Below are 25,320 nucleotides of genomic sequence, written 5' to 3'. Positions count from 1 at the left end.
TTTTGTTTATTAAATGTAATGGTCAGCAACTTGCATTCAATTACATTTAATAAACGCTTCAAGCTAATGTAGTAAGTAACTAAGTTACTTAGACAACTTAGCTAAAAACTTGATATTTCGTTAACGCACTAACTTAGCGAGCACGGAATACGATGCGACCTTTCGATAAATCGTATGGGGTCATTTCTACAGTAACTTTATCGCCGGTTAAAATACGAATATAGTTTTTACGCATTTTACCTGAAATATGAGCCACAACTACGTGACCATTTTCAAGCTCAACTCGGAACATTGTATTTGGTAAAGTATCAAGGACCGTCCCTTGCATTTCGATTACGTCTTCTTTCGCCATGTTTAGCGTAACACCTCTTTAATAGTTAAACGATGCAGATTCTGCCGAAAATACTCCAATAAGTAAAGCCACAGTAGCTATTTTTGCAAATTAAATAGTCAGCCACTCATCTGCAACCCTATTTTGTGCAGGTAAAAATTGAGTTTTGTAGCGCATTTTAGCGCATTCATCAATTTGGTAACCTAAGTAGACAAAATCTTTATTGTGTAGTTGAGCAAACTTTATCTGCTCTAAAATCATTAATGTGCCTAAACTAAAATGCTCAAAATCGGGGTCAAAAAAAGTATAAATAGCTGAAATGGCGTTGTTCATACAATCAGTTACGGCCACAGCGATAAGCTTTTCTTGGTGCCATAATTCAATAAACGTAATAGGTAACCATTGGCAAAATAAGAAACTTTGATATTGTGATTGTTCAGGAGGGTACATTGAACCCTCTTGATGACGCTGCGTGATATATTTGCTGTAAAGTGGGTAATATTCAAGGCGTTCTTGTCGTGAATACGTCACTGTAAATTGATTTTTTGCCTTATTAAGTTTACGTTTTTGTGATTTTGTCGGTGAAAACTGTTGAGCTAATACTCTTACTGACTTACACGCACTGCAAACAGGGCAGTGTGGACGGTAAATTTGGTCACCACTTCGACGAAAGCCAAGTGCTAATAATGCTTCAAATTTTTCACTGCTGTAGCAGCTAGGTTCGAGGATCACTAATAATTGCTCTTGCCTATCAGTAAGGTAGCTACAATCAAATTGTTGGCTCAAACCTAAACGAGCCGGTAAATGGTCAGTCATAAATAGCTATAAGCTCCTGCGCTTGCCACATCGTTGGTGGTATTTTAAAACTGCTGGCTTGTTTAAGTTTAGTTAAAAATTCGCTTCGCGGTAGGACTTTTTGCCCCAATGATAGCAAGTAAGGGTTTTCTAGTTGGCAATCAATGAAATGTGCGTTGTGGCGCTTAAGCCAATTCACTAAAGCCCACATCGCTAATTTAGAACAGTTAGTTTGATGATGAAACATAGATTCCCCACAAAACACGCCGTTTTGCATCATTCCGTATAAGCCACCAACAAGTTCATCATCTATCCATATTTCAAGGCTGTGGGCAACACCAGCTAGGTGTGCTTGCTGGTAAGCATTGATCATTTCACTTGTGATCCATGTTCCTTCAACATCTTGGCGCTGTTGTTGACATGCTTCAATAACATCATTAAAAGCGGTATTAATGGTTACTTTTACTGGGTGTTTTTTCAGGTGTTTCCGTAAACTGCGGCTAACATGAAACTCATTCAGCTCAATAATGCCGCGCATACTTGGTGACCACCACATTATAGGTTCATACTCGCTAAACCATGGGAAAATGCCGTGTATGTATGCATTTTTCAATCGCTCTATAGATAAACAACCACCCACAGCCAGTAAGCCATCGGGATCATCAAGTGCATGTGTTGGGTTAGGAAACTCAAAGTGGCTATTGGAGAGTTGATAAAGCTGTTTAGTCATAACATCAGTAAATAAAAATAAGACGAATTAAAAAGTGTAACCTGCAAGATTAAAATTACAAAGGGGGAATATAAAAAAGGGCTGAAATATCAGCCCTTAATACTTGCATTTAAGAATACAAACCAATATTTATAGATTATCTAAGAAGCGCTCAGCATCTAATGCAGCCATACAGCCAGTACCCGCTGAGGTAATTGCTTGACGGTAAATGTGATCAGAGACATCACCTGCAGCAAATACACCAGGTACGCTTGTTTGCGTTGCATTACCGTTAAGACCTGATTCAACAACTAAGTAGCCGTCCTTCATTTCTAACTGGTCTACAAACATATCAGTATTAGGTTTATGGCCAATGGCGATAAATACGCCTGCTAAATCGAGTTCTTCAGTTGCGTCAGATTGCGCATCTTTAATACGAATGCCAGTTACGCCCATTTGATCGCCTAATACTTCATCAAGTGTGCGATTGTAATGTAATACCACGTTGCCGTTCGCTGCTTTTTCAGCAAGACGATCAGCTAATATTTTTTCACTGCGAAAGCTATCACGGCGATGAATAACATGAACTTCGTCTGCGATGTTTGACAAGTAAAGCGCTTCTTCAACAGCCGTATTACCACCGCCTACAACCGCAACTTTTTGACCTTTATAGAAAAAGCCATCACATGTTGCGCAGGCAGAGACGCCACGGCCTTGGAAGTTAGTTTCAGACTCTAGGCCTAAGTATTTCGCTGATGCGCCTGTAGCAATGATTAGCGCGTCACATGTGTACGTACCTTGGTCACCAGTAAGTGTAAACGGGCGCTTAGATACATCGACTTTATTAATATGGTCAAATACAATTTCAGTTTCAAAACGTTCAGCGTGTTCTTTCATGCGATCCATTAATGCCGGACCTGTTAAACCATGAGCATCACCTGGCCAATTTTCTACTTCAGTTGTCGTTGTAAGTTGACCACCTTGTTGCATGCCTGTAATTAATACAGGGTTTAAATTTGCGCGCGCTGCGTAAACGGCTGCGGTGTAACCTGCAGGGCCAGATCCTAAAATTAGTAACTTACAATGTTTTGCTTCACTCATGTTTTTTATCCTAAACGTTTAATAGCGTATTAATGCGCTCGATTTTAAGAGAAACAAGGGGGAAGTAAATAAAAGCGATGATTATTTTTTTTTATAAATCGCAAAGCTGTCAAATATTGTGTACTAAGATTGTGAAAAATAGCTGTTCTGTACGATATGTACACTATTAATCTATTATTACCCTAACAAGCATCGTTAATTCATGACCACGCTGTATTTTTTTGATATGTTTTAACTAATTTTGATTTGTTGCGCTGTTTTGGCGTGACCTAAGTGAATAGGCATCTATGTTATTTTGGCAGGAAAAACCCGCGTTTGGGTTGACTTCAAAAGACGTTAACGTCTTAACCAATGCACAAGAATATCGTTCGAATCTTCTGGATCTGATCGCAAACGCGAAAACACGGATCTATATTACCGCGCTTTATTTACAGGATGATGAAGCTGGGCGAGAAATTTTAGAAGCATTGCACCACGCTTCATTAGCAAACCCAGCATTAGAAATAAAGGTGCTGGTGGATTTTCATCGTGCTCAACGTGGTTTGATTGGCGCGGCTAAATCGGATGGTAACGCAAGTTTATATTGTGAATACCAAGAAAAATATCAATCAAATGTACAAATTTATGGCGTACCAGTCAAAGCTAAAGAGCTATTTGGGGTACTGCATTTAAAGGGTTTTGTGATTGATGATACGTTGTTATATAGCGGCGCAAGTCTCAATAACGTTTATTTACAATTTGAAGAACGTTATCGGCTTGATCGTTACTTTTTGATTAATCAATTTGCGTTATGTAATGCTGTGGTCGATTTTATAGAGCAAGAATTATTAAGTTCTGAGGCTGTACCGCGTATTGATGTGCGTCCATTAACTAAGTTTAACGACATTAAAGTAGTGCAAAAGCAATTAATGCGGGCACTTAAACAAGCAACATATTCACATGGACCTGAAAATAACGAACAACCATTAGGTGTACGCTTATTTTTAGGGTTAGGCCGACGAAATAACGAATTAAATCGCGCGATAAAGTCGTTATTTGATACCACTGAAAAAGAGCTTGTTCTTTACACGCCTTATTTTAACTTTCCAGCACCGTTAATGCGCTCGTTAAGGCGTTTACTTAAACAAGGTAAGCAAATAACAATTGTGGTGGGTGACAAAACCGCCAATGATTTTTATACGCCCCCAAGTGAGCCATTTAGTAAAATAGGTGCTTTACCGTATTTGTATGAAACGATTTTGCATAAATTTTTAAAGTCGCAACAACGCCATATAACGAATGGAAATTTAAATGTTTACTTGTGGCAACACGAAAGCAACTCGTTTCATTTAAAAGGCATTTGCTCTGATCAAAAGTACCATTTACTCAGTGGTCACAATTTAAACCCGCGTGCATGGGGTTTAGACATTGAAAACGGTATTTTATTAGATGATCCAGAGCAAAGTTTAATGCCAGCAATTGATAATGAAAGAGCTGAAATATTAAAACACTGCCGCCGTTTATCCGGTGCTGAAGATTTAGAGACTATGGACGACTACCCGCCAGCAGTTAAAAAAATACTTGGCCAAGCAAAGCGTGTAAAGGTTGATTTTATTATCAAGCGATTTATATAAAGCGAATTAAAGCAAAATTTAGACATAAAAAAAGCAGCGAATTCGCTGCTTTTTTACTAATTAACGTACGCTAATTAACGTGCGTTAATTATGCGTTTTCAACAGCTGTACGTGGATCAACGTATTCCATGTTGAATGCTTCAGCTACTTCTTTGTAAGTAACTTGACCTTTGATCACGTTAAGACCTTTAAGGAAGTTAGCGTCATCTAATAATGCCTTTTTGTAACCTTTATTTGCAAGGTTAATGATGAAAGGCAATGTTGCATTGTTAAGTGCAAATGTAGATGTGCGCGGAACAGCACCAGGCATATTAGCAACACAGTAGTGAACAACGTCATCAACGATGAATGTAGGATCAGCATGCGTAGTTGCTTTAGATGTTGCGATACAACCACCTTGGTCGATTGCAACGTCTACAATAGCAGAACCAGGCTTCATCGCTTTAATGTGCTCAGCAGTAACTAGTTTAGGCGCAGCAGCACCTGGGATAAGTACACCACCAATAACAAGATCAGCCTCAAGTACGTGTTTTTCAAGTGCATCAGCCGTTGAGTAAATAGCTTTAACTTTATTACCAAACTGTGCATCAAGAGCACGAAGTACATCGATGTTACGATCAAGTACGACAACTTCAGCACCTAGGCCTACTGCCATTTGCGCTGCGCTACGACCAACCATACCGCCGCCAATAACAACAACTTTAGCTGGCTCAACGCCCGGTACACCACCAAGTAGCATGCCGCGACCGTGGTTTGATTTTTCAAGGGCTTGTGCGCCTGCTTGAATTGACATACGACCAGCAACTTCGCTCATAGGCGCAAGAAGAGGTAGGCCACCACGTGAATCAGTAACCGTTTCGTATGCAATACAAATTGCTTTACTCTTTACTAGGTCTTCTGTTTGTGGAAGATCAGGTGCAAGGTGCAGATAAGTGAAAAGAATTTGGTCTTCACGTAGCATCGCACGTTCAACAGCTTGTGGCTCTTTTACTTTTATAATCATCTCTGCTGTTGCGAAAACTTCAGCTGCTGTTGCTAGAATTTCTGCACCAGCTAGCGTGTAATCTTCGTTAGTGAAGCCAATGCCCATACCAGCATTAGTTTCAACAAAAACTTGGTGGCCGTGGTTTACTAACTCACGAACACTAGCAGGGACCATACCTACACGGTATTCATGGTTTTTTATTTCTTTAGGTACACCGATAATCATAATATTGCCTTGTTTGAACGGAATGAAATTTTCCACTATTATATTCATGACAAGCCAGTGTGTCTCACCTTTTTTTAGTGTGAGTCTAGTGATATAATCTAAATATTAATAATAAACAGAATAAAAAACTAGTTGGTAATATGCATCAATTATTAGATCGAATAGATCGTAAGATTTTAATGGAATTACAGCACGATGGCCGTATCTCCAACGTGGAATTAGCTAAGCGTGTTGGTTTAAGTGCTACCCCTTGTCTGGAAAGAGTAAAAAAGCTCGAACGCGAAGGTTATATTGTAGGTTATAAAGCGGTAGTTGACCCAGCTAAGCTAGGTCAAGGCTTATCTGTATACGTTGAAGTGACGATCACAAAGACATCGCCAGATGTATTTGATGAGTTTAGTGCTGCGGTAAAAAAACATGACGAAATAATCGAATGTCATTTGGTATCTGGTAATTTTGACTTTTTACTCAAAACTCGTGTTAACGATATGTCTGAGTACCGTGGTGTTTTAGGTGATATTTTGCTAAAGCTTCCTAACGTTAGTGAAAGTCGCACTTATGTGGTGATGGAAGAAGTAAAAGGCGAGCAAGGGGTGATTATTCGCCCATATATAGCCTAAGTTTTGTACGGGTTTATAGATGATATAATAAATGGCAAATAACGGGTTTGCCCAAGGTATTCATAATTTATAAAAACACGTTCATTATCAGTCCATCATAGTTAAGATAAAGTGCAACGAAAAGCATTTCCTGCTAAGGTATTTCACTGCTAAGTAAAAATGCAAAGATAATAAGGATTAGGGAATTATGCGCCTAAACGGTGTACAAAGACTATTAGAAACAGGGTTAATAATCAGCACCTTTGCCGCAGTATTTATTTTGTGTGCGCTGATAAGCTTTGATCCTGCCGATCCTGCGTGGTCACAAACCAGCTTTAGCGAAGTCAGAAATGTCACTGGCGCAGCTGGTGCATGGATTGCAGATATTTTATTACTCACCTTTGGCTGGCTAGCCTACTTTGTGCCTGCGGCCATTCAAGTATTTGGCTATTTACTATTTAAGCAACCGCATAAAATTTTTCAGCTAGACTATACAACACTTGCTTTGCGTGTAATTGGTTTTGCGCTATTTATAACCTCAGCGACCGCAATTAGTAGTATCAATTTTGATGATATTTATAACTTTTCGTCAGGCGGTGTAATAGGCGATGTGATTGCAACTGCGATGATGCCCGCATTTAATTTCACTGGCACGTCTATCTTACTACTGTGCTTCTTTTTTGCAGGGTTAACATTATTAACTGGTGTATCGTGGGTGCAGTTTGTTGATTTCTTAGGTGATTGGGTTGTCCGCATATACCGTGTGATTACTTCGCAGCTTAAAGGCTGGTTACACCGTGAACGCGTAGCGATTGAAGAAAAACCGATTAATGAACCTTCAATTGAAGGCGATCTTAACGACCAAGATAAAATCACGTTTACAGAGCCTGCGCCAACGAGTGCGACAAAAGCAAAGCGTTTTACAGCTGATCAAATTGAGACCACACCACAGCATAGCCCGTTTGATGATTTAGACGATATTTTAGATCAAGAAATCAACTTTAGTGCCATTGACGATGAGCCGATGGACACGGCTGCTGCATTAAATGCACTGGATCAAAGCTACGTTGCTGAACCTGAAAAACCAGTTACCACGGTGGTGTCTCCAGCAAGGCCAATGTCTAAGCCAAAAAGTACGTATCAGCCGCCACCGACAGCAAAAGAAAAATTTGAGCAGTTATTAGAAGAAAAACCACCAAGCACACCGCTACCAACGCTTGATTTATTAGACCGCCCAGATAAAGCTAAAAACCCGATATCACCGGAGGAGCTTGAAGCTGTATCGCGTTTAGTTGAAACCAAGTTACTTGATTTTAACGTACAAGCGACGGTTGTCGCAGTGTACCCTGGACCTGTTGTAACGCGTTTTGAGCTGGATTTAGCACCGGGCATTAAAGTATCAAAAATTACAGGTCTTGCAAAAGATTTAGCCCGTTCGCTTTCTGCTGTGAGTGTCCGAGTAGTTGAAGTGATCCCCGGTAAAACATATGTAGGGATTGAATTACCAAACAAACACCGTGAAATAGTTCGTCTATCAGAAGTGATCGACGCGCCAAAATTTGAGCAAAACCCGTCACCCCTTACCATGGTGCTAGGTAAAGATATTGCCGGTGAGCCGATCTGTGCAGACCTAGGAAAAATGCCACATTTATTAGTGGCAGGTACAACAGGTTCTGGTAAGTCAGTGGGCGTTAATGTCATGATATTAAGCTTACTGTATAAATCTGGCCCTGATGATGTGCGTATGATTATGATCGATCCAAAAATGTTGGAACTTTCTGTGTACGAAGGTATCCCACACTTACTATGTGAAGTAGTCACTGATATGAAAGAAGCTGCCAATGCACTGCGTTGGTGTGTAGGTGAAATGGAGCGTCGCTATAAGTTAATGTCAGCGTTAGGTGTTCGTAACTTAAAAGGTTATAACCAAAAAGTAATGGATGCCAAAGAAGCAGGTCATCCAATTTTAGATCCATTATTTAAAGACACCGATGGCATGAAAGAGGGGCCTGACGAGTTAGGTAAATTACCAAGTATAGTCGTGGTTATTGATGAATTTGCCGACATGATGATGATTGTTGGTAAAAAAGTTGAAGAGCTGATCGCGCGTATTGCACAAAAGGCCCGTGCTGCAGGTATACATTTGATACTTGCAACGCAGCGGCCATCGGTAGATGTTATAACAGGTTTGATTAAAGCCAATATACCAACTCGTATGGCGTTTCAGGTTTCAAGTAAAATAGACTCGCGCACCATTTTAGATCAACAAGGCGCTGAAAACTTACTAGGTATGGGTGACATGCTTTATTTACCGCCAGGGACAAGTGTACCGATACGTGTGCATGGTGCATTTGTTGATGATCACGAAGTTCATGCCGTGGTAAATGATTGGAAAGCGCGTGCTAAACCAAACTATATAGATGAAATTTTAAATGGTGATGCCACAGAAGATATTTTACTTCCAGGTGAAGCCAGTGAAAATGCAGATGAAGAATCAGATCCGCTTTATGATGAAGCAGTCTCATTTGTTATTGAAACAGGTAAAGTGTCTGTCTCAAGTGTACAACGCAAACTACGCGTAGGGTATAATCGCGCAGCACGTTTAGTAGAGCAAATGGAAACTTCGGGTATTGTGAGTGCACCAGGTCATAACGGTGCCCGTGATGTATTAGTGCCCAACGGTGGAGCAAATTAAATGAAAAAAATTAAATCTTTAGCATTAGCTGTAAGCTGTTTTTTATCAGCGTCATTCTTTACAGCCCAAAGCCTAGCAGGCGAGACGTTTACAAGTGACAGCCAAGCATTACAGGCAAAACTTGCTGGCTTAAAGAGTTTTCAAGCGCAATTTATTCAGCAAGTAAACGATGCGCAAGGCGAGTCAATTATGCAAGGTAAAGGTAATATTGCCTTACAACAGCCAATGATGATCCGCTGGCAGCAAGCAAGCCCGGATGACACCTTGTTCGTTTCAAACGGTGATAAAACCTATTACTTTGACAGCTTTGCTGAGCAAGTCACGATAATGAAAACACATAGCTTGATTGATTCAACGCCGTTTGTTTTGCTGACTTCTAAAGATCCTGCGCAATGGCAAAAATACCATGTAGCAAGCACTGATAAAGGGTTTAGCGTTACGCCCAACAAAGGCGTTGAAAGCCAAGTTGAGCAACTTGATATTGTATTTTCAGGGAACGAGAGTGGCTTAGCGTCGTTATTAGTCAAAGATAGCTCAGGGCAATCATCAACATTTACGTTTAGCGATGCCAAAGTAAATGAGAGCCTAACAACATCATTATTTGAGTTCACAATTCCAGATGGCGTTGAAATTGACGACCAAAGCCAAGGCGAGTAGTCACAGGTGAGCAATTTAGGTTTTAATTTCGCCCCCGATGTGCGCCCACTCGCGGCGCGTATGCGCCCGACTAGTTTAGAACAATATATTGGTCAGCAACACTTATTAAGCCACGATAAACCTTTATACCAAGCAATATTGGCGGGGCGTTGTCACAGCTTAATTTTATGGGGTCCGCCTGGGGTGGGTAAAACCACACTGGCACAAATTATTGCCAATCATGCTGATGCCGCACTGATCCAAATGTCGGCGGTGACTGCGGGTATTAAAGATATTCGTGATGCTGTGAGCGAAGCTAAAAATAACCTTGAAGGGCGCGGGCAACGCACTTTATTGTTTGTAGACGAAGTGCACCGCTTTAATAAATCTCAACAAGATGCCTTTTTACCGCATATAGAAGACGGCACATTTATTTTTGTAGGTGCAACCACCGAAAACCCATCGTTTGCACTAAATAACGCGATTTTATCGCGAGCGCGTGTGTATGTACTTAAATCTCTGCAAGACGCAGATTTGAATTTAGTAATTGAGCGGGCATTAAAAAACGACGACGAGTTAAGCACTAAAACCATTATTCTTGCTGATAATGCTAAGAGCGCATTATGCCAAGCAAGTGACGGCGATGCCCGTAAAGTACTTAATTTACTTGAACAAGCAATCGATTTAACAGTCGAACAAAATGGCCAATACTTAGTTGATGAACATGTATTAAGCCAAGTATTACCAACGCATTTGGCAAAATATGACAAAGGCGGTGATGAATTTTACGATTTGATCTCGGCGTTTCATAAGTCAGTGCGTGGCAGCTCGCCAGATGGCGCACTGTATTGGTATTGCCGCATTTTGGCTGGAGGCGGTGATCCGCTGTATGTTGCAAGGCGTTTACTGGCTATTGCTACCGAAGACATAGGCAATGCTGACCCAAGAGCTATGGAAGTTGCGCTCAATGCATGGGATATATTTCAACGAGTGGGTCCCAGTGAGGGGGAGCGCGCTATCGCACAAGCAACCATTTATTTAGCCAGTGCGCCTAAAAGCAACGCAGTGTACGACGCTTTTAAGCAAGCAAAGCGGGATGCGCAAAATGAGCCTAGTTACCCTGTTCCAGAGCATTTACGTAATGCCCCCACAAATTTAATGAAAGACTTAGGTTATGGCGCAGAGTATCGTTATGCACATAATGAAGAAGGTGCCTATGCAGCGGGTGAAAAGTACTTACCAGAGCCAATAGCCGACACCCAATATTACTTTCCAACCGATCGTGGATTAGAGCAAAAAATTAAACAAAAACTGGATTACTTAAAACAACGTGACCAACAAAGCGATTTAAAACGTTATGACAAGCCTTAAGTTATACATGATGATCGCGCTTGGTGGCGCAAGTGGTGCTTGTTTACGGTTTTTTATTAGTGAAACCATGCTAAAACTGCTCGGTAGGGGATTCCCTTTTGGCACGTTGACGGTTAATATTCTTGGTTCATTGTTAATGGGCGTATTATACGGTTTGATAGAGCGCGAAATTATCACCGTTAGCCCCGCCAAAACCCTAATCGGAATTGGTTTTTTAGGTGCATTGACCACCTTTTCTACATTCTCAATGGATTCGTTGTTGCTACTGCAACAAGGTCACTTTTTAAAAATGGCCCTCAATATCACCTTAAATGTGGTGGTGTGTATTTTTATGGCTTGGCTGGGCCTTCAGCTAGTAATGCAAAAAGGTTAAAAAACTAACATGTTAGATTCTAAATTATTACGTCAAGATATCGAACAAACAGCGGCGCGCCTTGCAGCACGTGGTTATGAGCTTGATACAGCAACTGTCAGCGCACTTGAAGAAAAACGCAAAACATTACAAGTAAAAACACAAGAGTTGCAAAGTGAGCGTAACAGTCGTTCCAAAGCAATTGGCCAAGCAAAAGCAAAAGGCGAAGACGCACAACCATTACTCGATGCAGTAAGCGATTTAGGCGCGCAACTTGACAGCGTTAAAGCTGAGCAAGATGTTATATTAGAGCAGCTTAAAGATATTTCTTTAGCAATTCCTAACTTGCCAGATGAGTCAGTACCAGCAGGGGCTGATGAATCAGATAACGTTGAAATCTTAACGTGGGGCCAGCCTAAAGCGTATGATTTTGAAGTAAAAGATCACGTTGACTTAGGTCAAGACCTAAACGGTCTAGATTTTGAAATGGGTGTTAAAATTACCGGTTCTCGCTTTACTGTTATGCGTGGCGCAACAGCCCGTATGCACCGTGCACTGGTACAATTTATGTTGGACACGCATACTGACAAAAACGGTTACACAGAAATGTACGTGCCATATTTAGTAAACCGTGAGAGTTTATTTGGTACAGGGCAGCTACCAAAGTTTGCTGAAGACCTATTCCACACTAAAGGTCTTGTAAACGATGACGGCGAAGAACAAGAAGGCTTTAGTTTAATACCAACAGCTGAAGTACCACTTACAAACAGTGCACGTGACGAAATCTACGACGAGAAAGATTTACCAATTCGTTTAACAGCACACACACCGTGTTTTAGAAGTGAAGCGGGCAGCTATGGCCGCGATACCCGTGGACTTATTCGTCAACATCAGTTTGATAAAGTTGAGCTAGTACAACTTGTAAAGCCTGAAGACTCAATGCAAGCCCTTGAAGATCTAACAGGTCACGCAGAGCAAATTTTACAAGCACTTGAGCTGCCGTACCGTAAAGTGATTTTATGCATGGGTGATATGGGCTTTGGCTCAGCAAAAACGTACGATTTAGAGGTATGGTTACCAGCACAAAATACATACCGCGAAATTTCATCTTGTTCAAACATGGTTGATTTCCAAGCTCGCCGTATGCAAGCACGTTTTCGCCGTGCTGGAGAGAAAAAACCAGAATTACTGCATACACTTAATGGCTCAGGCCTAGCAGTAGGACGTACTCTAGTTGCTATTTTAGAAAACTATCAACAAGCTGATGGTTCAGTAGTCGTGCCAGAAGTACTTCGTCCATACATGAATGGTCTTGAAGTTATTAAATAAGCATTAGACCTGTAAGTTTTAAGCTTTTCAAAAAAAGCCGCTGTTTGTAATGAACCGCGGTTTTTTTGTTTTTAGTTCGAGATTAAAACTGAAAAATTAAAGAGAAAAGTTGCAAGCGAGTTTGAATATTAACTCAGCGATAAATTTATGACGTAAGAACAGGCCTCAGCCGTGATTTTTGGTAGTTTGTGTTATAACGTCCGATTTAAAGAGCAATCTTTTTCTAGAGCGAAATGTCAAATTCGAATAGGGTGTATCTGCTTTTTCAAATTGCTCGTTGGTTTTAGTGATCTAGTTGAATCCAGTAATCATTTACAGTTTACCAAGATAATTTATCGCAGGAGTTCGAGGGTGACACTAACTGTTTAGATCGCACCTTATTATAAAGTGGGTTTATAACTGTAAGTAAAACACTCGGTGGTAATTTCATTGTTGGCAAAGGGTGGGGTCAGTTACACCCCAAGTAACACAAATAGCTACTCGAAGATTTAGAACCCGCGAACGTATCTATATGCTGTATTGTACAATTTAGAGTGCTCTGCGGATTCGTTTAATACTTAAAAGCTTGAGCCGCGTATAATCAATGACGGTGGGAGTAGGGTGTTTTCAACCACTTCGCCACGAATTAACTTTAATAAATTACCAACTAACATTTGCCCCGCAAGCGTTGTATCTTGTTGTACCGTTGTTAGTGGTGGGTTTACATAACTTGCAACCGCTATATTATCAAAACCGACAACATGCACATCTTCAGGTACCTTTATACCAGCTTCCTTTAACGCTCTAATCGCACCTATGGCGATTAAGTCACTAGCGGCAAACAGAGAATTAAAGTGGATGTTGTTAGCGATTAGTGAGCGTGTGGCGTGATAACCTGACTCTTCGGTTGATATGGCGTTTGCCATTTTACGCTCGCTTAGTGATATACCATGGCGATTAAATTCATCTTTAAATCCTTGATAGCGAGCAAAGAATTCAGGGCTATGCTCTGATGCATCACCGATAAATGCACAGTCCTTTCGGCTTGCTTTGAGTAAATGGGTGGCTGCAAGTTCTCCTCCACCATAGTTATCACAGCTCACAGTCAGATCGGAACGGTTATCAACACTTGCTCCCCAACACACGAATTTAGTATTTTGCTCAATTAAGCTACTAAATTTAGCTTGGTAGTCAATGTAATCTCCATACCCTAATAATATGATGCCATCAGCACGATGGCTATCTTCATAGTCTGCCTGCCAATCAGCGCTGGTGGATTGAAACGACACAAGTAAGTCGTAACCTTCAGTTGCGCATGCGCGGGTAATACTGCCTAGCATGGCTAAAAAGAACGGATTGATTTGAGATCCATCGGCAGTTGGGTCTTCAAACAATAATAATGCGAGGGTACTACTTTGCTGAGTGCGTAAGTTGCTGGCGTTTTTATCTACTTTGTAATTGAGCTGTTTTGCAATGTCATGAACTCGGCGACGAGTCTCTTCGTTTACTAATGGACTATTGCGAAGTGCGCGAGACACTGTCGATTGTGAAACCCCCGCATAATGGGCAATATCAAACGATGTAGCTTTACCTTTCATACACACAACCTAATTGCTATAAGTAAATAAACTGCAAATAATTCGTGCCATTCTCGTTTATTTGTTGATTTTTTCAAGCTATTTATCAGTTATCTAAAATTTTTATTGATTCAAGCCTGACACCGGTGTCATAATGTTGGCGTTTTATCATTTTGTTGTCAAAACGTATTGGCTGCCCATTTATTGGGCAGCATTTTTTAATACAAGGATAAACACTTTGAGGTGATAGCTCAAAGTATATCTCATAGCAATGGCTAGGCCATTGAAATAACAACAATAAGCATGATTATCGTTAAGTCTATAAACTGCTTAGACAAAGGAAAAACACGATGGACTCCAAGCCTAGTTCAAAATTCGATCCTATCTTAGTGGCCGATATTGGTGGCACTAATGCTCGTTTTGCTCTAATAACAGCTTTTAACCTACAAAAAAAACAATTTGTTGTTGAGTATAATATTACCTTTGCGAGTGCGGACTTTGGCTCTTTAGAAGATGCATTAACGCATTACCTATCTCAAGTTAGCCATATTAAACCAATTCGCGCTTGTTTAGCTGTCGCAGGTCCAATCAAAACAGGCCAAGTACACTTAACTAATTTAGGTTGGCACTTTAGTGTTGAGCAAGTTAAAACAGCATTTGAATTTACACAACTTGAAGTGATCAACGACTTTGCCGCTTTTGCTTATGCAGCTCCTTATTTAGATCCTCAACAAAATATTGCAGTTAAACCAGGGCAAGCAGATACTGATGCGAATATTGCAGTAATGGGGCCTGGTACGGGCTTTGGCGCAGCATGTTTAGTTCGCTCAGGGCAAGGTAGTGCAGTACTTAGTTGTGAAGCTGGGCATATTACGCTTGCATCAGTGAATGGCCTAGATACTCAATTGATCATTGAGTTACGCAAGCAGTTAGCGCATGTATCGATAGAGACAGTATTTTCAGGCCCTGGTATTAGTCATTTATATCAAGCAATGGCGGCTGTAAAAGGCGTGGATGCCAAAAACTTAAACGCAGCTCAAATTAGTGAACTTGCGACTACTGGAGAGTGTGCAGTGTGCGAGGCAACACTGGATCAGTTTTGCGATTGGGTTGGAAGTGTAGCAGGTGACTTGGCATTAACATTTGGCGCGCTTGGAGGTGTGTTTATCGGTGGTGGTATTTTGCCTCGTATGCAAGCCCGTTTATTAGCTAGTCGTTTTGTTGAGCGTTTTGCAGCTAAAGGCATCATGTCACAGTATGTGAGTCAAATACCGGTGACATTAGTCACTCAAGATAATATTCCACTTATTGGTGCCGCAGCCTGTTTGCACACTAATGGGCAATCATAATACATCGCAAATAGGGATGTTATTGGGAAGTCTGGATGAAGAAAGTTACAATAAATAGTGTTGCAAGTTATGCTGGTGTATCTAAAAAAACGGTATCTCGTGTTTTAAATAATGAGCCAAATGTAAGTGATGCAACCCGTGAAAAAGTTCTGAAAGTGTTTAAAGAGCTAGATTACACACCAAATCCAATTGCCCGTGGCTTGGCACAAAATCGCAGTTTTATAATTGGTTGTATTTACGATAACCCAAGTAAAAGCTATATCACGCGAGTACAAACCGGTGCATTAGCTGCATGTAAAGAGAACAACTATAATTTACTGATCCACCCATGTGATTTACGTGGTGATGCATTGATAAATAATATAGAGCAGTTACTGCAGTCATCGCGACTTGATGGTTTAGTGTTAACCCCGCCGTTTTCAGACTTTCAAGTGTTAGTTGATTTTCTTAAAAGTAAAAATATCCCGTATGCACGGGTAGCATCAGCGGTGCTTGATGATGATTCAATTTCTGTACGCAGCAACGATGAGCAAGGTGCGTTTGAGATCACTGAACATTTAATTAAACTCGGGCATAAGGCAATCGCGTTTATTAAAGGTCACCCAGATCACAGTGCGACAGAGCAGCGTTTTAAAGGATACTTAAGGGCGCTTAGCACGCATGATATTACGTTTAATGAACGTTTGGTTGAAGAAGGTAACTTTAGTTATCACTCAGGCGTTGACAGTGCTCGTAGCATTTTAGATTCAACCCCAAGACCAACAGCTGTCTTTGCTTCTAATGATTACATGGCTGCAGCTGTACTCAAATTAGCAACGCAACGTCAATTAAAAGTGCCAGACGACATTTCGATTGCAGGGTTTGATAACGCCCCCATTGCGCGGCATATATGGCCAGGATTGACCACAATAGCGCAGCCTGTGGAAGAAATGACCAAGCAAGCAGTGACTAAATTAATTGAGCATATTGGTGAACCACAAGAGAATGCATATCAGATCACTCTAGAAGCACGTTTGATCACCCGAGAATCTACAGCACACGTTAAATAACCACTTTTCACAGTTGCCCGAGCATGAGTGACGCTTGATCGGGCGCTTTTTTATTTAGTTCACAAAAAGTACTTTATTGAAAGTGGCTAAATTGATCTTTTGTTAACATCCCTCATTGCTGCTCTGTAGTATATGACGCTACGGTATCGATTCGCTTTTTGATAGAACTGTTAGTCTGCAAACATGCCACTTAATATAATAGTAATGTGTTTCATTTCATTTGTTGTTCAAAATTAATCCATACACATACCCAAGCCACCTCAAGATGCGAGTTCTGCATCTTGAGGTGGCTTGGATATGTATTTTTCACGGTCATTATTTGGTCATGTTAAATAATTAAACTAAATTTAAGGGATAAGGTTGACACCGGTGTCATAGTCATGCGTTAATACAGTGACACCGGTGTCAGGTTGATTGTGAGAGACAACCTGACAACGTTATACCTTTGAACGGGTAAATCAAAGATGCTCAGTGCAAGTACATTCGTGGAGTATGCCCTTGCCACTGAGCCTTTATCCTCTAACCATAGAGATGGGTCGAATTTTTTATGTTGCATCCTCGTATTCAAGAAGTCACCGAACGCGTTATTGAACGCAGTAAAGCTACTCGCCAAGCCTATATAGCACGTATAAACCATGCAAAAAAACAAACAAGAGTCCGTTCTGGTTTAGGTTGTGGCAATATTGCCCATGTAATTGCTGCATGTAGTAGCGATGATAAAGCGCGCTTAAAAGCTGATGAACAGCCAAATTTAGCAATTATCAATTCATACAATGATATGTTGTCTGCGCATGTTCCATATAAAGATTATCCAGATTTAATTAAAAGCATTGCAACAAAGTACGATGCAACGGCACAAGTTGCCGGTGGCGTACCTGCTATGTGTGATGGTGTAACTCAAGGTCGTGATGGCATGGAGTTATCGCTTTTTTCACGTGATGTAATAGCGATGTCTACCGCGATTTCATTATCTCACGATGTATTTGATGGCGTATTTTGCCTAGGTGTATGTGACAAAATTGTCCCCGGTTTATTGATTGGCGCTTTATCGTTTGGCCATTTACCAGTGTACTTTATGCCTGCAGGGCCGATGCAGTCAGGTATTCCAAATAAAGAAAAAGCACGAATTCGCCAAAAATTTGCACAAGGTCTAGTTAGCCGTGAAGAACTATTAGAAGCCGAAAGCGCGTCATACCACAGTGCGGGGACTTGTACGTTCTACGGTACTGCTAACAGTAATCAAATGTTAATGGAGATTATGGGCCTGCACCTCCCAGGTAGCTCATTTATCAACCCATACACTGAGCTGCGCGATGGTTTAACCGGTAATGCAGTAGAAACCATGCTCAAACAATTAATTCAAAGCAAAGATGCTAATTGTTTAGCAGATGTAGTGACTGAAAAGACCATTATTAATGGTCTAGTTGGCTTGCTTTCAACGGGCGGCTCTACCAATCACGCGATCCACTTAGTAGCTATTGCAAAAGCAGCGGGTGTTGAATTGACATGGAAAGACATGTCTGATTTATCAGAAGTTGTACCATTGTTAACGCGTATTTATCCAAATGGTTCTGCTGATGTAAATCATTTCCAAGCAGCGGGCGGCATGGGTTTCCTTATGAGAGAACTTGTTAGCGCAGGGTTTTTACACAATGATGTGAAAACGATTGTCGGTGAAGGACTTGAAGCGTATACGCAAGAGCCGCGTTTAGACACTGATCACAACTTAATCATGAGTAGTGCAACAGGTCCAAGTAAAGTGAAGTGGATACCGTGTCCAGAAAACTCACTAGATGAAGACGTATTGCGCCCAGTTAATAATCCTTTTAGCAAGCAAGGTGGCTTACAGCTACTTACTGGCAACTTAGGTAAAGCGGTGATTAAAGTATCTGCAGTAGCTGTAGAGCATCAAGTTGTAACCGCGCCGGCAAAAGTATTTGCATCACAAAGTGCCTTACAAGAAGCGTACTCACGCGGTGAGTTAAACCAAGATTTTATTGCTGTTCTAAAAGAGCAAGGCCCGAAAGCGAAAGGCATGCCAGAGCTACACAAGTTAACGCCGGTAATGGCAACCTTGCAAGATGAAGGTTACAAAGTAGCGATTGTTACAGATGGCCGAATGTCAGGTGCTTCAGGTAAAGTTCCTGCTGCAATTCACTTGGCGCCAGAGGCTGTTGAAGGAGGCATTATTGCTAAGATTCACGAAGGCGATTTAATCACTCTCGATGCACCAGCGGGTATATTAAAAGTACATGTAAGCGATGAAGAATTAGAAAAACGAGAACTACAACTAAGTGAAGCAAGCTTAACATTTGGTACAGGTCGTGAATTGTTCACCGGATTTAGAAACATTGTAAGTAGCGCAGACTTAGGCGCTAGCGCCTTTGGAATAGAATAATAATTCGCCAGACTGGGTATGAGGATCAAACAATGAGTATAGAAAAAATATTAGCATCGGCACCCGTAGTGCCAGTAGTGGTAATCGAAAAATTAGAAGATGCGGCACCACTAGCTCGTGCACTTTATAACGGTGGCTTAAAAGCTCTTGAAATTACTTTACGTACGCCTATTGCTGCTGAAGCTGTAAAGCTTATGAAAGCAGAAGTACCAGAGGCTTATGTTGGTACAGGCACCGTGGTTGACAAAGCAAGCTTTGATGCATCAGTTGCCGCAGGCGCTGACTTTATGGTGAGCCCTGGTGTAAATGATGAGTTACTTGCACTTGCGAAAGAATCAGACATTCCATTTTTACCGGGCGCCGCAACGCCAAGTGAAGTAATGAAATTAGCAAGCCATGGTTTTAAGTTTTTAAAGTTCTTCCCAGCAGAAGCTGCGGGCGGTACTGCCATGCTCAAATCAATTGGCGGTCCATTGCCACACGTTACATTTTGTCCAACTGGTGGAATTAGCCTTACAACAGCACCTAAGTATTTAGCGCTAAGCAATGTAATTTGTGTGGGTGGTACGTGGATGCTAGATAAAAAACTAATTGAAAATAAAGACTGGCAAGCCATTGAAGCGCTTGCTCGCCAAGCAAGTGAAATTAAATAATTAAAGGGGAATTTTAAATGATTAATGTAGCAATTAATGGCTATGGCCGTATCGGTCGCAATGTTTTACGTGCACTGTATGAGTCTGCACAAAATAACGAAATTAAAATTGTCGCAATTAACGATTTGGCCCCCGCTAATGTTAATGCACATTTAACACAATATGATTCAGTGCATGGCCAATTCTCTCATAAAGTTACGCTTGCAGATAACACATTGCTGATTGGTGATGACGTTATCACTTTAACGCAAGAGCGTGACCCAGCTAACTTACCGTGGAAAGCACTAAACGTTGATATCGTTTTAGAATGCACGGGTTTTTTCACTAAGCGTGAAGATGCAGCAAAGCATATTACAGCCGGTGCGAAAAAAGTAATTGTTTCAGCGCCTGGTACTAACTTAGACGCAACGGTAGTTCACGGTGTAAATAGCGACGTAATTAACGCTGATAGTAACATCATTTCAAATGCATCGTGTACGACTAACTGTTTAGCGCCAATTGCAAAAGCAATTAACGATACAGTAGGTATCGAGCAAGGTAGCATGACGACAATTCATGCTTATACAAATGATCAAAACTTATCTGACGTGTACCACCCTGATTTATACCGTGCTCGTAGTGCAACACAATCTATGATCCCGACTAAAACAGGTGCAGCAGCAGCCGTTGGTTTAGTATTACCAGAACTTGCTGGTAAACTTGACGGTATGTCAGTACGTGTACCAACAATCAATGTATCAGTCGTTGATTTTACGTTTATTACTAAGCGCGATACAACAACTGAAGAAATCAACGAAATAATGAAAGCCGCTTCTGTTGGTTCAATGAAAGATATTTTACAATACAACGAGCTACCGCTTGTTTCAATCGACTTTAACCATAACCCAGCGTCGTCTATCTTTGATGCAACGCAAACTAAAGCTAATGGCAAATTAGTTAAAGTTATGGCTTGGTATGATAACGAATGGGGTTTCTCAAACCGCATGTTAGACCAAGTTAAAGCGCTAGGTCAGTACTTGTAATAAGTACTCTTTAATAGTTTAGCTTTATCCAACAAAGCCGCGAATATCGCGGCTTTTTTGTATCTGGCATTAGGGAAATAATATGGTATTCTTGCGTTAGTTATAAAAGGAATTACTGATGATCAATACTCTAAAAGCCCATCTTTTTCGTACTAATCACCTGCAAATTGGTGAAGGTAATATTAGTGGTTACATCGCGTGTTTTTTAGCGATGCTTTCATGCTTAGGTGTGCTGGCTTTTCATTTCCCTGAATATTTAACAACGCCAGAATTGCGACAAAACTACAGCGTAGAATTCTTACGGCAATTAATGTTTGGCGCACTTTTATTAGCTGGGAGTTTGGGGCTACTCAACTTTATCCGCAATAAAAATAAACGCTTAGGTGCAACTGCATGGTTATTTGTTATTTTGGCAATTGCATTTGGTGGCCCTAATGTAGAAGTCACTAATTTTTCTGATAACACGCCCTATATTGGACTCGATTGGTTTATTTTAGATTTACTTGGTTCTACTTTGATTTTCATTCTTATTGAAAAATTATTTCCGCATCGTAAAGAACAAAAAATATTACGTAGTGAATGGCGGGGCGACTTAAATCACTTTTTTGTAAATCACCTTATTATTGGTTTTGTATTATTGGTTACTAATCACTTTGTCCATTATGGCTTTGGCTGGGCTGTTTCGACTACATTACAAAATTATATCCATCAATTACCGTTTATATTGCAAGTGGTACTAATCATATTAGTTGCTGATCTAATGCAGTACTTTGTGCATCGAGCTTATCACGAAGTGCCTTTTTTATGGCGTTTTCATGGTATTCATCACAGTGCAAAAGAAATGGATTGGCTAGCCGGTTCTCGTCAGCATATATTAGAGATATTAGTAACGCGCAGTTTAGTACTGACGCCTATTTTTGTATTAGGCTTTTCACAACAGGTGATCAGTCTTTATGTGATTATAGTTGGCTTTCAGGCTGTATTTAATCATGCGAATGTACAGGTTAAATTTGGCTGGTTGAAATATTTAGTTGTTACCCCACAGTTTCATCATTGGCATCATGCTTCAGATAAAGCTGCGATTGACCGCAATTATGCTGCCCACTTTTCATTTTTAGATTATGTGTTTGGTACAGCTGTTAAGGGGCAAAATGAATGGCCAAAGGCTTATGGAGTAGTTGGCGATTATGTACCTAATGGCATGTTAAAGCAGCAGCTATTTCCATTTAAAAAACAAAAATAGTCGCACCCCTGTGAAACGCCCAACGGGTTGGTTTAAAAACGATTTATACTGCGTTATTGATTTTAACAAGGGAGCAACCATTATTTGCAATCAATGCCTTGTCTAAATCGCTTTTAACTCCAACTGAAACTCGCATCTTGAGGTGGCTTGGGTATAGTAAAGCTTAAAATTAGAAGTGGTTCATATAATTCAATAGCTAAAACCATATTAAAAAAGTGCGGGGATCACGCACTTTTTGTATTTAGTTTTATGTAGAGTGACTATTACAATTATTCAAAGTAACTAATGTGTTGGAAAAAACGTACGGTAATATCTTGGCGTTCTTTATTTATTGCTAAGGGTTCTACCATTGCTCGAATAACACTTTCGACATGATTCATAAAACGACCATGGCCAATACCTTGCTCATCATTTTCGCTTGCAACAATCACAAAATGCAAGGTCTCAACTAACTTGTCTGATTGCCAGTAGTGGCTGTATTGTTCAATATCGTCACCTGTTGCAAAGCTGAGTTTTTGCAGTTCTGAGTTACCGTCATTAGTATCAATTTTACTGTTTCTAACGATTGGAGTGGTCCCATTGGCAATCATTGATGCAAGGTTTAAATTTTTAGCCGTACATTCTTTAATAAATGCATCATAAAACTGCTGATAAAATTCATTTAGCGTTGGCTTATTTAATAAGTGCTGAAATTGAGTTTTTATAGTGCGGGTAATGGGTATCGCAAATGTTGCGTAGGTCATTTCGTTATGTTTGCTTGGCAGCGAGCAGTGACGGCTTTGATAGCGCTGGTGCAAGCCTCGTAGTTTATAACCGTAACTTTCTTTAGAACCTTTTGCTTTGGCAAATAAATCGTATGTTAAATGCTGGTGGTCGCGCACTTTGATTTGGGCTTCCCCTTCAAGCAATGTATTTTGCAGTGTATTTAATACTTTTTTTACTTTGGTGTGGAATATAGCTGCATTTGATCGCAGTTCATCACCGGTTGCTAAAAATAGAAACCTAATCTTTTTGCACGGTATTTCGCTATTGTTAAAGCATTTATGGGCTTCGTGATAGCGGGGGTTGTAAAAAAACAAAATTTGTTTTTTTGTTTGTAAATAGTAAGCTTCTTCATGAAACCTGACGACGGGTAGTTTATCATTAGCAATCAAGTGTACATTGTGTAATTCATATTCATCACACAAGGCAAATAGTTGGCGGGTTAAACGTTCATAGCACTGTTCGGTATGTGTAAAGCGCGCATAAAAATTATCACTTGGTTTAAATTCAGCAAGAATATATTGGTTAGCTCTTGCAGTCGTTGGAATATAGACGCGGTTTTGTGAAAGTGAAGCCATTAATTTTCCCTAATAAAGTATGCTTTAATTACGCTACAGTAGCGTAATTGAATGACTATTTTATTGCGCTGGAACAAAAAAAATCGTATTGAGGGATATAATTATGCACAGGGTGCCTTTAGAACCTTGTATTTCTTATTAACGCCACAATATGTAGTAAACACGCCTACTTATTGCTGTATGTTAAGGTTTGTTTTTGTAATAATGCAGTAGTTTTGTCACCACGCAATATTCAGAGGATTATACTCCTATGGCGGAAATAGAGAATCGCCCAAGTAATTTTATTAGAACCCGAATTAATGACGATTTAGCATCAGGAAAACACGCATCTACGCATACACGTTTTCCACCGGAGCCAAATGGTTTTTTACACATTGGTCATGCTAAGTCAATTTGTTTAAATTTTGGTATAGCGCAAGATTACAGCGGTAAATGTAACTTACGTTTTGATGATACTAATCCAGAAAAAGAAGACATTAACTACGTACATTCTATTCAAGAAGACGTAAAGTGGTTAGGGTTTACCTGGGATGGTGAAATTAATTACTCATCAAATTACTTTGACGCATTGTACGGGTATGCGGTTGAGTTGATTGAGAAAGGCTTAGCGTATGTTTGCTTTTTATCACCAGAGCAAGCACGCGAATATCGCGGAACGTTAAAGGAGGCAGGTAAAAATAGCCCAACACGCGATACATCACCACAAGAGAATCTTGCGTTATTTGAAAAAATGCGTGCAGGTGAATTTAAAGAAGGTGAGTGTGTACTGCGTGCCAAAATTGACATGGCCAGCTCGTTCATGGTTTTGCGTGATCCGATTATTTATCGTGTTCGTTTTGCACATCATCACCAAACAGCGGATAAGTGGTGTATTTATCCAATGTACGACTTTACGCATTGTATTTCTGATGCGTTAGAAGGTATTACACATTCGTTATGTACGCTTGAGTTCCAAGATAATCGTCGTTTGTATGACTGGGTTTTAGACAATATTAGCCTTGAATGTCATCCACAACAGATTGAATTCTCTCGATTAAACCTTGAATACACGATTATGTCTAAGCGTAAGCTTAATGACTTAGTCGTCAATGGCCATGTTGAAGGTTGGGATGACCCTCGTATGCCAACAATTGCAGGTCTTCGTCGACGTGGTTATACGGCGGGTTCAATCCGAGAGTTTTGTACGCGTATAGGTGTAACTAAACAAGAAAACATGGTTGAAATGGGCATGTTAGAGGCCTGTATCCGTGAAGATCTTAATGAAAATGCACCACGTGCAATGGCTGTACTTGATCCAATTAAAGTTGTTATTGAAAATTACGCATCGGATACGGTTGAAACATTATCTGTTGCAAACCATCCTAATAATGAAGAGATGGGACGCCGCGATGTGCCGTTCACACGTGAAATTTATATTGAGCGTGAAGATTTCCGTGAAGAAGCGAACAACAAGTTTAAGCGCTTAGTGCTTAATAAAGAAGTCCGTTTACGCGGTGCATATGTGATTAAAGCAGAACGTGTTGAAAAAAATGAAAATGGTGAAGTTACAACGATTTTCTGTAGTTATGACCCTGAAACACTTGGTAAAAACCCAAGTGATGGCCGTAAGGTTAAAGGTGTTATTCATTGGGTATCAGCAAGTGAAGCATTAACGGCTGAAGTACGTTTGTATGATCGTTTATTTAATGTACCAAACCCTGCAGCGGCAGAGGATTTTGCTACAACATTAAATCCTGATTCACTTATTGTATTGCCTAATGCAAAATTAGAACCATCGCTTGCAAATGCAGAACCTGCACAAGGGTTCCAGTTTGAGCGAACAGGTTATTTTAGTCGAGATACAAAATCAAAGAGCATCGTTTTTAACCAAACCGTTGGCCTTCGTGATTCGTGGACTAAAACAGAGCAGAAGTAATTCTGCTCGCGATTTAGCATCAGAAATAAAAAAACCTGCCAATGAGCAGGTTTT

Annotated in this window: 21 protein-coding genes; 14 read left to right on the top strand and 7 right to left on the bottom strand. The window is 40.4% G+C overall.

All coding sequences use genetic code 11. The features are described 5' to 3' along the window. Positions 1-133: 133 nt before the first annotated feature. The 4 genes from infA to trxB form a co-directional block, all read right to left on the bottom strand. Positions 134-352, bottom strand: coding sequence for a translation initiation factor IF-1 (gene infA / locus HJP15_RS12565; protein WP_002962494.1), 219 nt, complete (start codon positions 350-352; stop codon positions 134-136). 90 nt (positions 353-442) lie between these two features. Further along, positions 443-1,147 (bottom strand): arginyltransferase, encoded by a 705-nt coding sequence (locus HJP15_RS12560; protein ID WP_169326343.1) that lies wholly within the window; start codon positions 1,145-1,147, stop codon positions 443-445. Further along, the gene (gene aat / locus HJP15_RS12555; protein WP_054204681.1) at positions 1,140-1,856 is read right to left on the bottom strand and encodes a leucyl/phenylalanyl-tRNA--protein transferase; all 717 of its coding nucleotides are present in this window, start codon (positions 1,854-1,856) and stop codon (positions 1,140-1,142) included. Before aat ends, HJP15_RS12560 begins: the two co-directional genes overlap by 8 nt. A 129-nt stretch (positions 1,857-1,985) precedes the next feature. Further along, positions 1,986-2,936 carry a thioredoxin-disulfide reductase gene (gene trxB, locus HJP15_RS12550; RefSeq protein ID WP_170173926.1) on the bottom strand — a complete coding sequence of 317 codons (951 nt, stop codon included), beginning with the start codon at positions 2,934-2,936 and terminating at the stop codon, positions 1,986-1,988. 287 nt (positions 2,937-3,223) lie between these two features. On the opposite strand from trxB, the gene pssA reads away from it, so the two are divergent. After that, the gene (gene pssA / locus HJP15_RS12545; protein WP_170173925.1) at positions 3,224-4,549 is read left to right on the top strand and encodes a CDP-diacylglycerol--serine O-phosphatidyltransferase; all 1,326 of its coding nucleotides are present in this window, start codon (positions 3,224-3,226) and stop codon (positions 4,547-4,549) included. Between the two features lie 88 nt (positions 4,550-4,637). Here the strand turns inward: pssA and ald are convergent, their stop codons facing one another. Next, on the bottom strand, positions 4,638-5,759 hold the full coding sequence (gene ald, locus HJP15_RS12540) for an alanine dehydrogenase (protein WP_054204678.1): 1,122 nt from the start codon (positions 5,757-5,759) through the stop codon (positions 4,638-4,640). Positions 5,760-5,899: 140 nt separating this feature from the next. Here ald and lrp point away from each other — a divergent pair, with 140 nt between their 5' ends. The 6 genes from lrp to serS all read left to right on the top strand — a co-directional run bounded on the left by lrp (position 5,900) and on the right by serS (position 12,741). Then, the gene (gene lrp, locus HJP15_RS12535) at positions 5,900-6,379 is read left to right on the top strand and encodes a leucine-responsive transcriptional regulator Lrp (protein WP_054204677.1); all 480 of its coding nucleotides are present in this window, start codon (positions 5,900-5,902) and stop codon (positions 6,377-6,379) included. A 187-nt stretch (positions 6,380-6,566) separates the two neighbouring features. Beyond that, the gene (locus HJP15_RS12530; protein ID WP_170173924.1) at positions 6,567-9,053 is read left to right on the top strand and encodes a DNA translocase FtsK; all 2,487 of its coding nucleotides are present in this window, start codon (positions 6,567-6,569) and stop codon (positions 9,051-9,053) included. Continuing rightward, entirely contained in the window at positions 9,054-9,710 is a 657-nt protein-coding gene (gene lolA / locus HJP15_RS12525; RefSeq protein ID WP_054204675.1) for an outer membrane lipoprotein periplasmic chaperone LolA, read from the top strand. A 6-nt stretch (positions 9,711-9,716) separates the two neighbouring features. After that, complete coding sequence (locus HJP15_RS12520) at positions 9,717-11,060, top strand: replication-associated recombination protein A (protein ID WP_054204674.1); 1,344 nt, start codon at positions 9,717-9,719, stop codon at positions 11,058-11,060. Continuing rightward, positions 11,047-11,433, top strand: a complete 387-nt coding sequence (gene crcB, locus HJP15_RS12515) for a fluoride efflux transporter CrcB (protein WP_082355595.1) — start codon at positions 11,047-11,049, stop codon at positions 11,431-11,433. The genes HJP15_RS12520 and crcB overlap by 14 nt, the downstream gene beginning before the upstream one ends. A gap of 9 nt (positions 11,434-11,442) precedes the next feature. Next, a complete protein-coding gene (gene serS / locus HJP15_RS12510; protein ID WP_054204673.1) occupies positions 11,443-12,741 on the top strand; it encodes a serine--tRNA ligase in 1,299 nt (432 codons plus the stop codon). 557 nt (positions 12,742-13,298) lie between these two features. Here serS and HJP15_RS12505 read toward each other — a convergent pair. Then, the gene (locus tag HJP15_RS12505; protein ID WP_054204672.1) at positions 13,299-14,318 is read right to left on the bottom strand and encodes a LacI family DNA-binding transcriptional regulator; all 1,020 of its coding nucleotides are present in this window, start codon (positions 14,316-14,318) and stop codon (positions 13,299-13,301) included. Between the two features lie 329 nt (positions 14,319-14,647). Here HJP15_RS12505 and glk point away from each other — a divergent pair, with 329 nt between their 5' ends. From glk to HJP15_RS12475, 6 genes are all read left to right on the top strand, one after another. After that, on the top strand, positions 14,648-15,646 hold the full coding sequence (glk, locus tag HJP15_RS12500) for a glucokinase (protein ID WP_170173923.1): 999 nt from the start codon (positions 14,648-14,650) through the stop codon (positions 15,644-15,646). Between the two features lie 35 nt (positions 15,647-15,681). Further along, positions 15,682-16,695, top strand: a complete 1,014-nt coding sequence (locus tag HJP15_RS12495; RefSeq protein WP_054204670.1) for a LacI family DNA-binding transcriptional regulator — start codon at positions 15,682-15,684, stop codon at positions 16,693-16,695. Between the two features lie 547 nt (positions 16,696-17,242). Beyond that, the gene (gene edd, locus HJP15_RS12490) at positions 17,243-19,093 is read left to right on the top strand and encodes a phosphogluconate dehydratase (protein ID WP_054204669.1); all 1,851 of its coding nucleotides are present in this window, start codon (positions 17,243-17,245) and stop codon (positions 19,091-19,093) included. A gap of 32 nt (positions 19,094-19,125) precedes the next feature. Next, positions 19,126-19,746 (top strand): bifunctional 4-hydroxy-2-oxoglutarate aldolase/2-dehydro-3-deoxy-phosphogluconate aldolase, encoded by a 621-nt coding sequence (locus tag HJP15_RS12485; protein ID WP_054204668.1) that lies wholly within the window; start codon positions 19,126-19,128, stop codon positions 19,744-19,746. Between the two features lie 17 nt (positions 19,747-19,763). Continuing rightward, the gene (gap, locus tag HJP15_RS12480) at positions 19,764-20,768 is read left to right on the top strand and encodes a type I glyceraldehyde-3-phosphate dehydrogenase (RefSeq protein WP_170173922.1); all 1,005 of its coding nucleotides are present in this window, start codon (positions 19,764-19,766) and stop codon (positions 20,766-20,768) included. A gap of 118 nt (positions 20,769-20,886) precedes the next feature. After that, positions 20,887-22,011, top strand: coding sequence for a sterol desaturase family protein (locus HJP15_RS12475; RefSeq protein ID WP_170173921.1), 1,125 nt, complete (start codon positions 20,887-20,889; stop codon positions 22,009-22,011). 269 nt (positions 22,012-22,280) lie between these two features. On the opposite strand, the gene HJP15_RS12470 is transcribed toward HJP15_RS12475, so the two are convergent. After that, positions 22,281-23,351: a DUF3083 family protein gene (locus HJP15_RS12470; protein ID WP_170173920.1), complete on the bottom strand. Its 1,071-nt coding sequence runs from the start codon at positions 23,349-23,351 to the stop codon at positions 22,281-22,283. A 250-nt stretch (positions 23,352-23,601) separates the two neighbouring features. On the opposite strand from HJP15_RS12470, the gene glnS reads away from it, so the two are divergent. Next, positions 23,602-25,266 carry a glutamine--tRNA ligase gene (gene glnS, locus HJP15_RS12465; RefSeq protein ID WP_169327371.1) on the top strand — a complete coding sequence of 555 codons (1,665 nt, stop codon included), beginning with the start codon at positions 23,602-23,604 and terminating at the stop codon, positions 25,264-25,266. Positions 25,267-25,320: the final 54 nt, after the last annotated feature.

Source organism: Pseudoalteromonas sp. NEC-BIFX-2020_002, assembly GCF_013002825.1.
Taxonomy (GTDB): domain Bacteria; phylum Pseudomonadota; class Gammaproteobacteria; order Enterobacterales; family Alteromonadaceae; genus Pseudoalteromonas; species Pseudoalteromonas neustonica.
Note: the sequence above shows the minus strand (reverse complement) of the source record. Positions and strands in the feature narration are given on the sequence as shown.

Coding starts and splice junctions, on each gene's coding strand:
- lrp (WP_054204677.1), top strand. CDS start 5,900: ATGCATCAATTATTAGATCGAATAGATCGTAAGATTTTAATGGAATTA.
- infA (WP_002962494.1), bottom strand. CDS start 352: ATGGCGAAAGAAGACGTAATCGAAATGCAAGGGACGGTCCTTGATACT.
- HJP15_RS12560 (WP_169326343.1), bottom strand. CDS start 1,147: ATGACTGACCATTTACCGGCTCGTTTAGGTTTGAGCCAACAATTTGAT.
- crcB (WP_082355595.1), top strand. CDS start 11,047: ATGACAAGCCTTAAGTTATACATGATGATCGCGCTTGGTGGCGCAAGT.
- HJP15_RS12495 (WP_054204670.1), top strand. CDS start 15,682: ATGAAGAAAGTTACAATAAATAGTGTTGCAAGTTATGCTGGTGTATCT.
- HJP15_RS12475 (WP_170173921.1), top strand. CDS start 20,887: ATGATCAATACTCTAAAAGCCCATCTTTTTCGTACTAATCACCTGCAA.
- lolA (WP_054204675.1), top strand. CDS start 9,054: ATGAAAAAAATTAAATCTTTAGCATTAGCTGTAAGCTGTTTTTTATCA.
- edd (WP_054204669.1), top strand. CDS start 17,243: ATGTTGCATCCTCGTATTCAAGAAGTCACCGAACGCGTTATTGAACGC.
- trxB (WP_170173926.1), bottom strand. CDS start 2,936: ATGAGTGAAGCAAAACATTGTAAGTTACTAATTTTAGGATCTGGCCCT.
- ald (WP_054204678.1), bottom strand. CDS start 5,759: ATGATTATCGGTGTACCTAAAGAAATAAAAAACCATGAATACCGTGTA.
- glnS (WP_169327371.1), top strand. CDS start 23,602: ATGGCGGAAATAGAGAATCGCCCAAGTAATTTTATTAGAACCCGAATT.
- glk (WP_170173923.1), top strand. CDS start 14,648: ATGGACTCCAAGCCTAGTTCAAAATTCGATCCTATCTTAGTGGCCGAT.
- serS (WP_054204673.1), top strand. CDS start 11,443: ATGTTAGATTCTAAATTATTACGTCAAGATATCGAACAAACAGCGGCG.
- HJP15_RS12530 (WP_170173924.1), top strand. CDS start 6,567: ATGCGCCTAAACGGTGTACAAAGACTATTAGAAACAGGGTTAATAATC.
- HJP15_RS12485 (WP_054204668.1), top strand. CDS start 19,126: ATGAGTATAGAAAAAATATTAGCATCGGCACCCGTAGTGCCAGTAGTG.
- HJP15_RS12505 (WP_054204672.1), bottom strand. CDS start 14,318: ATGAAAGGTAAAGCTACATCGTTTGATATTGCCCATTATGCGGGGGTT.
- gap (WP_170173922.1), top strand. CDS start 19,764: ATGATTAATGTAGCAATTAATGGCTATGGCCGTATCGGTCGCAATGTT.
- HJP15_RS12470 (WP_170173920.1), bottom strand. CDS start 23,351: ATGGCTTCACTTTCACAAAACCGCGTCTATATTCCAACGACTGCAAGA.
- pssA (WP_170173925.1), top strand. CDS start 3,224: ATGTTATTTTGGCAGGAAAAACCCGCGTTTGGGTTGACTTCAAAAGAC.
- aat (WP_054204681.1), bottom strand. CDS start 1,856: ATGACTAAACAGCTTTATCAACTCTCCAATAGCCACTTTGAGTTTCCT.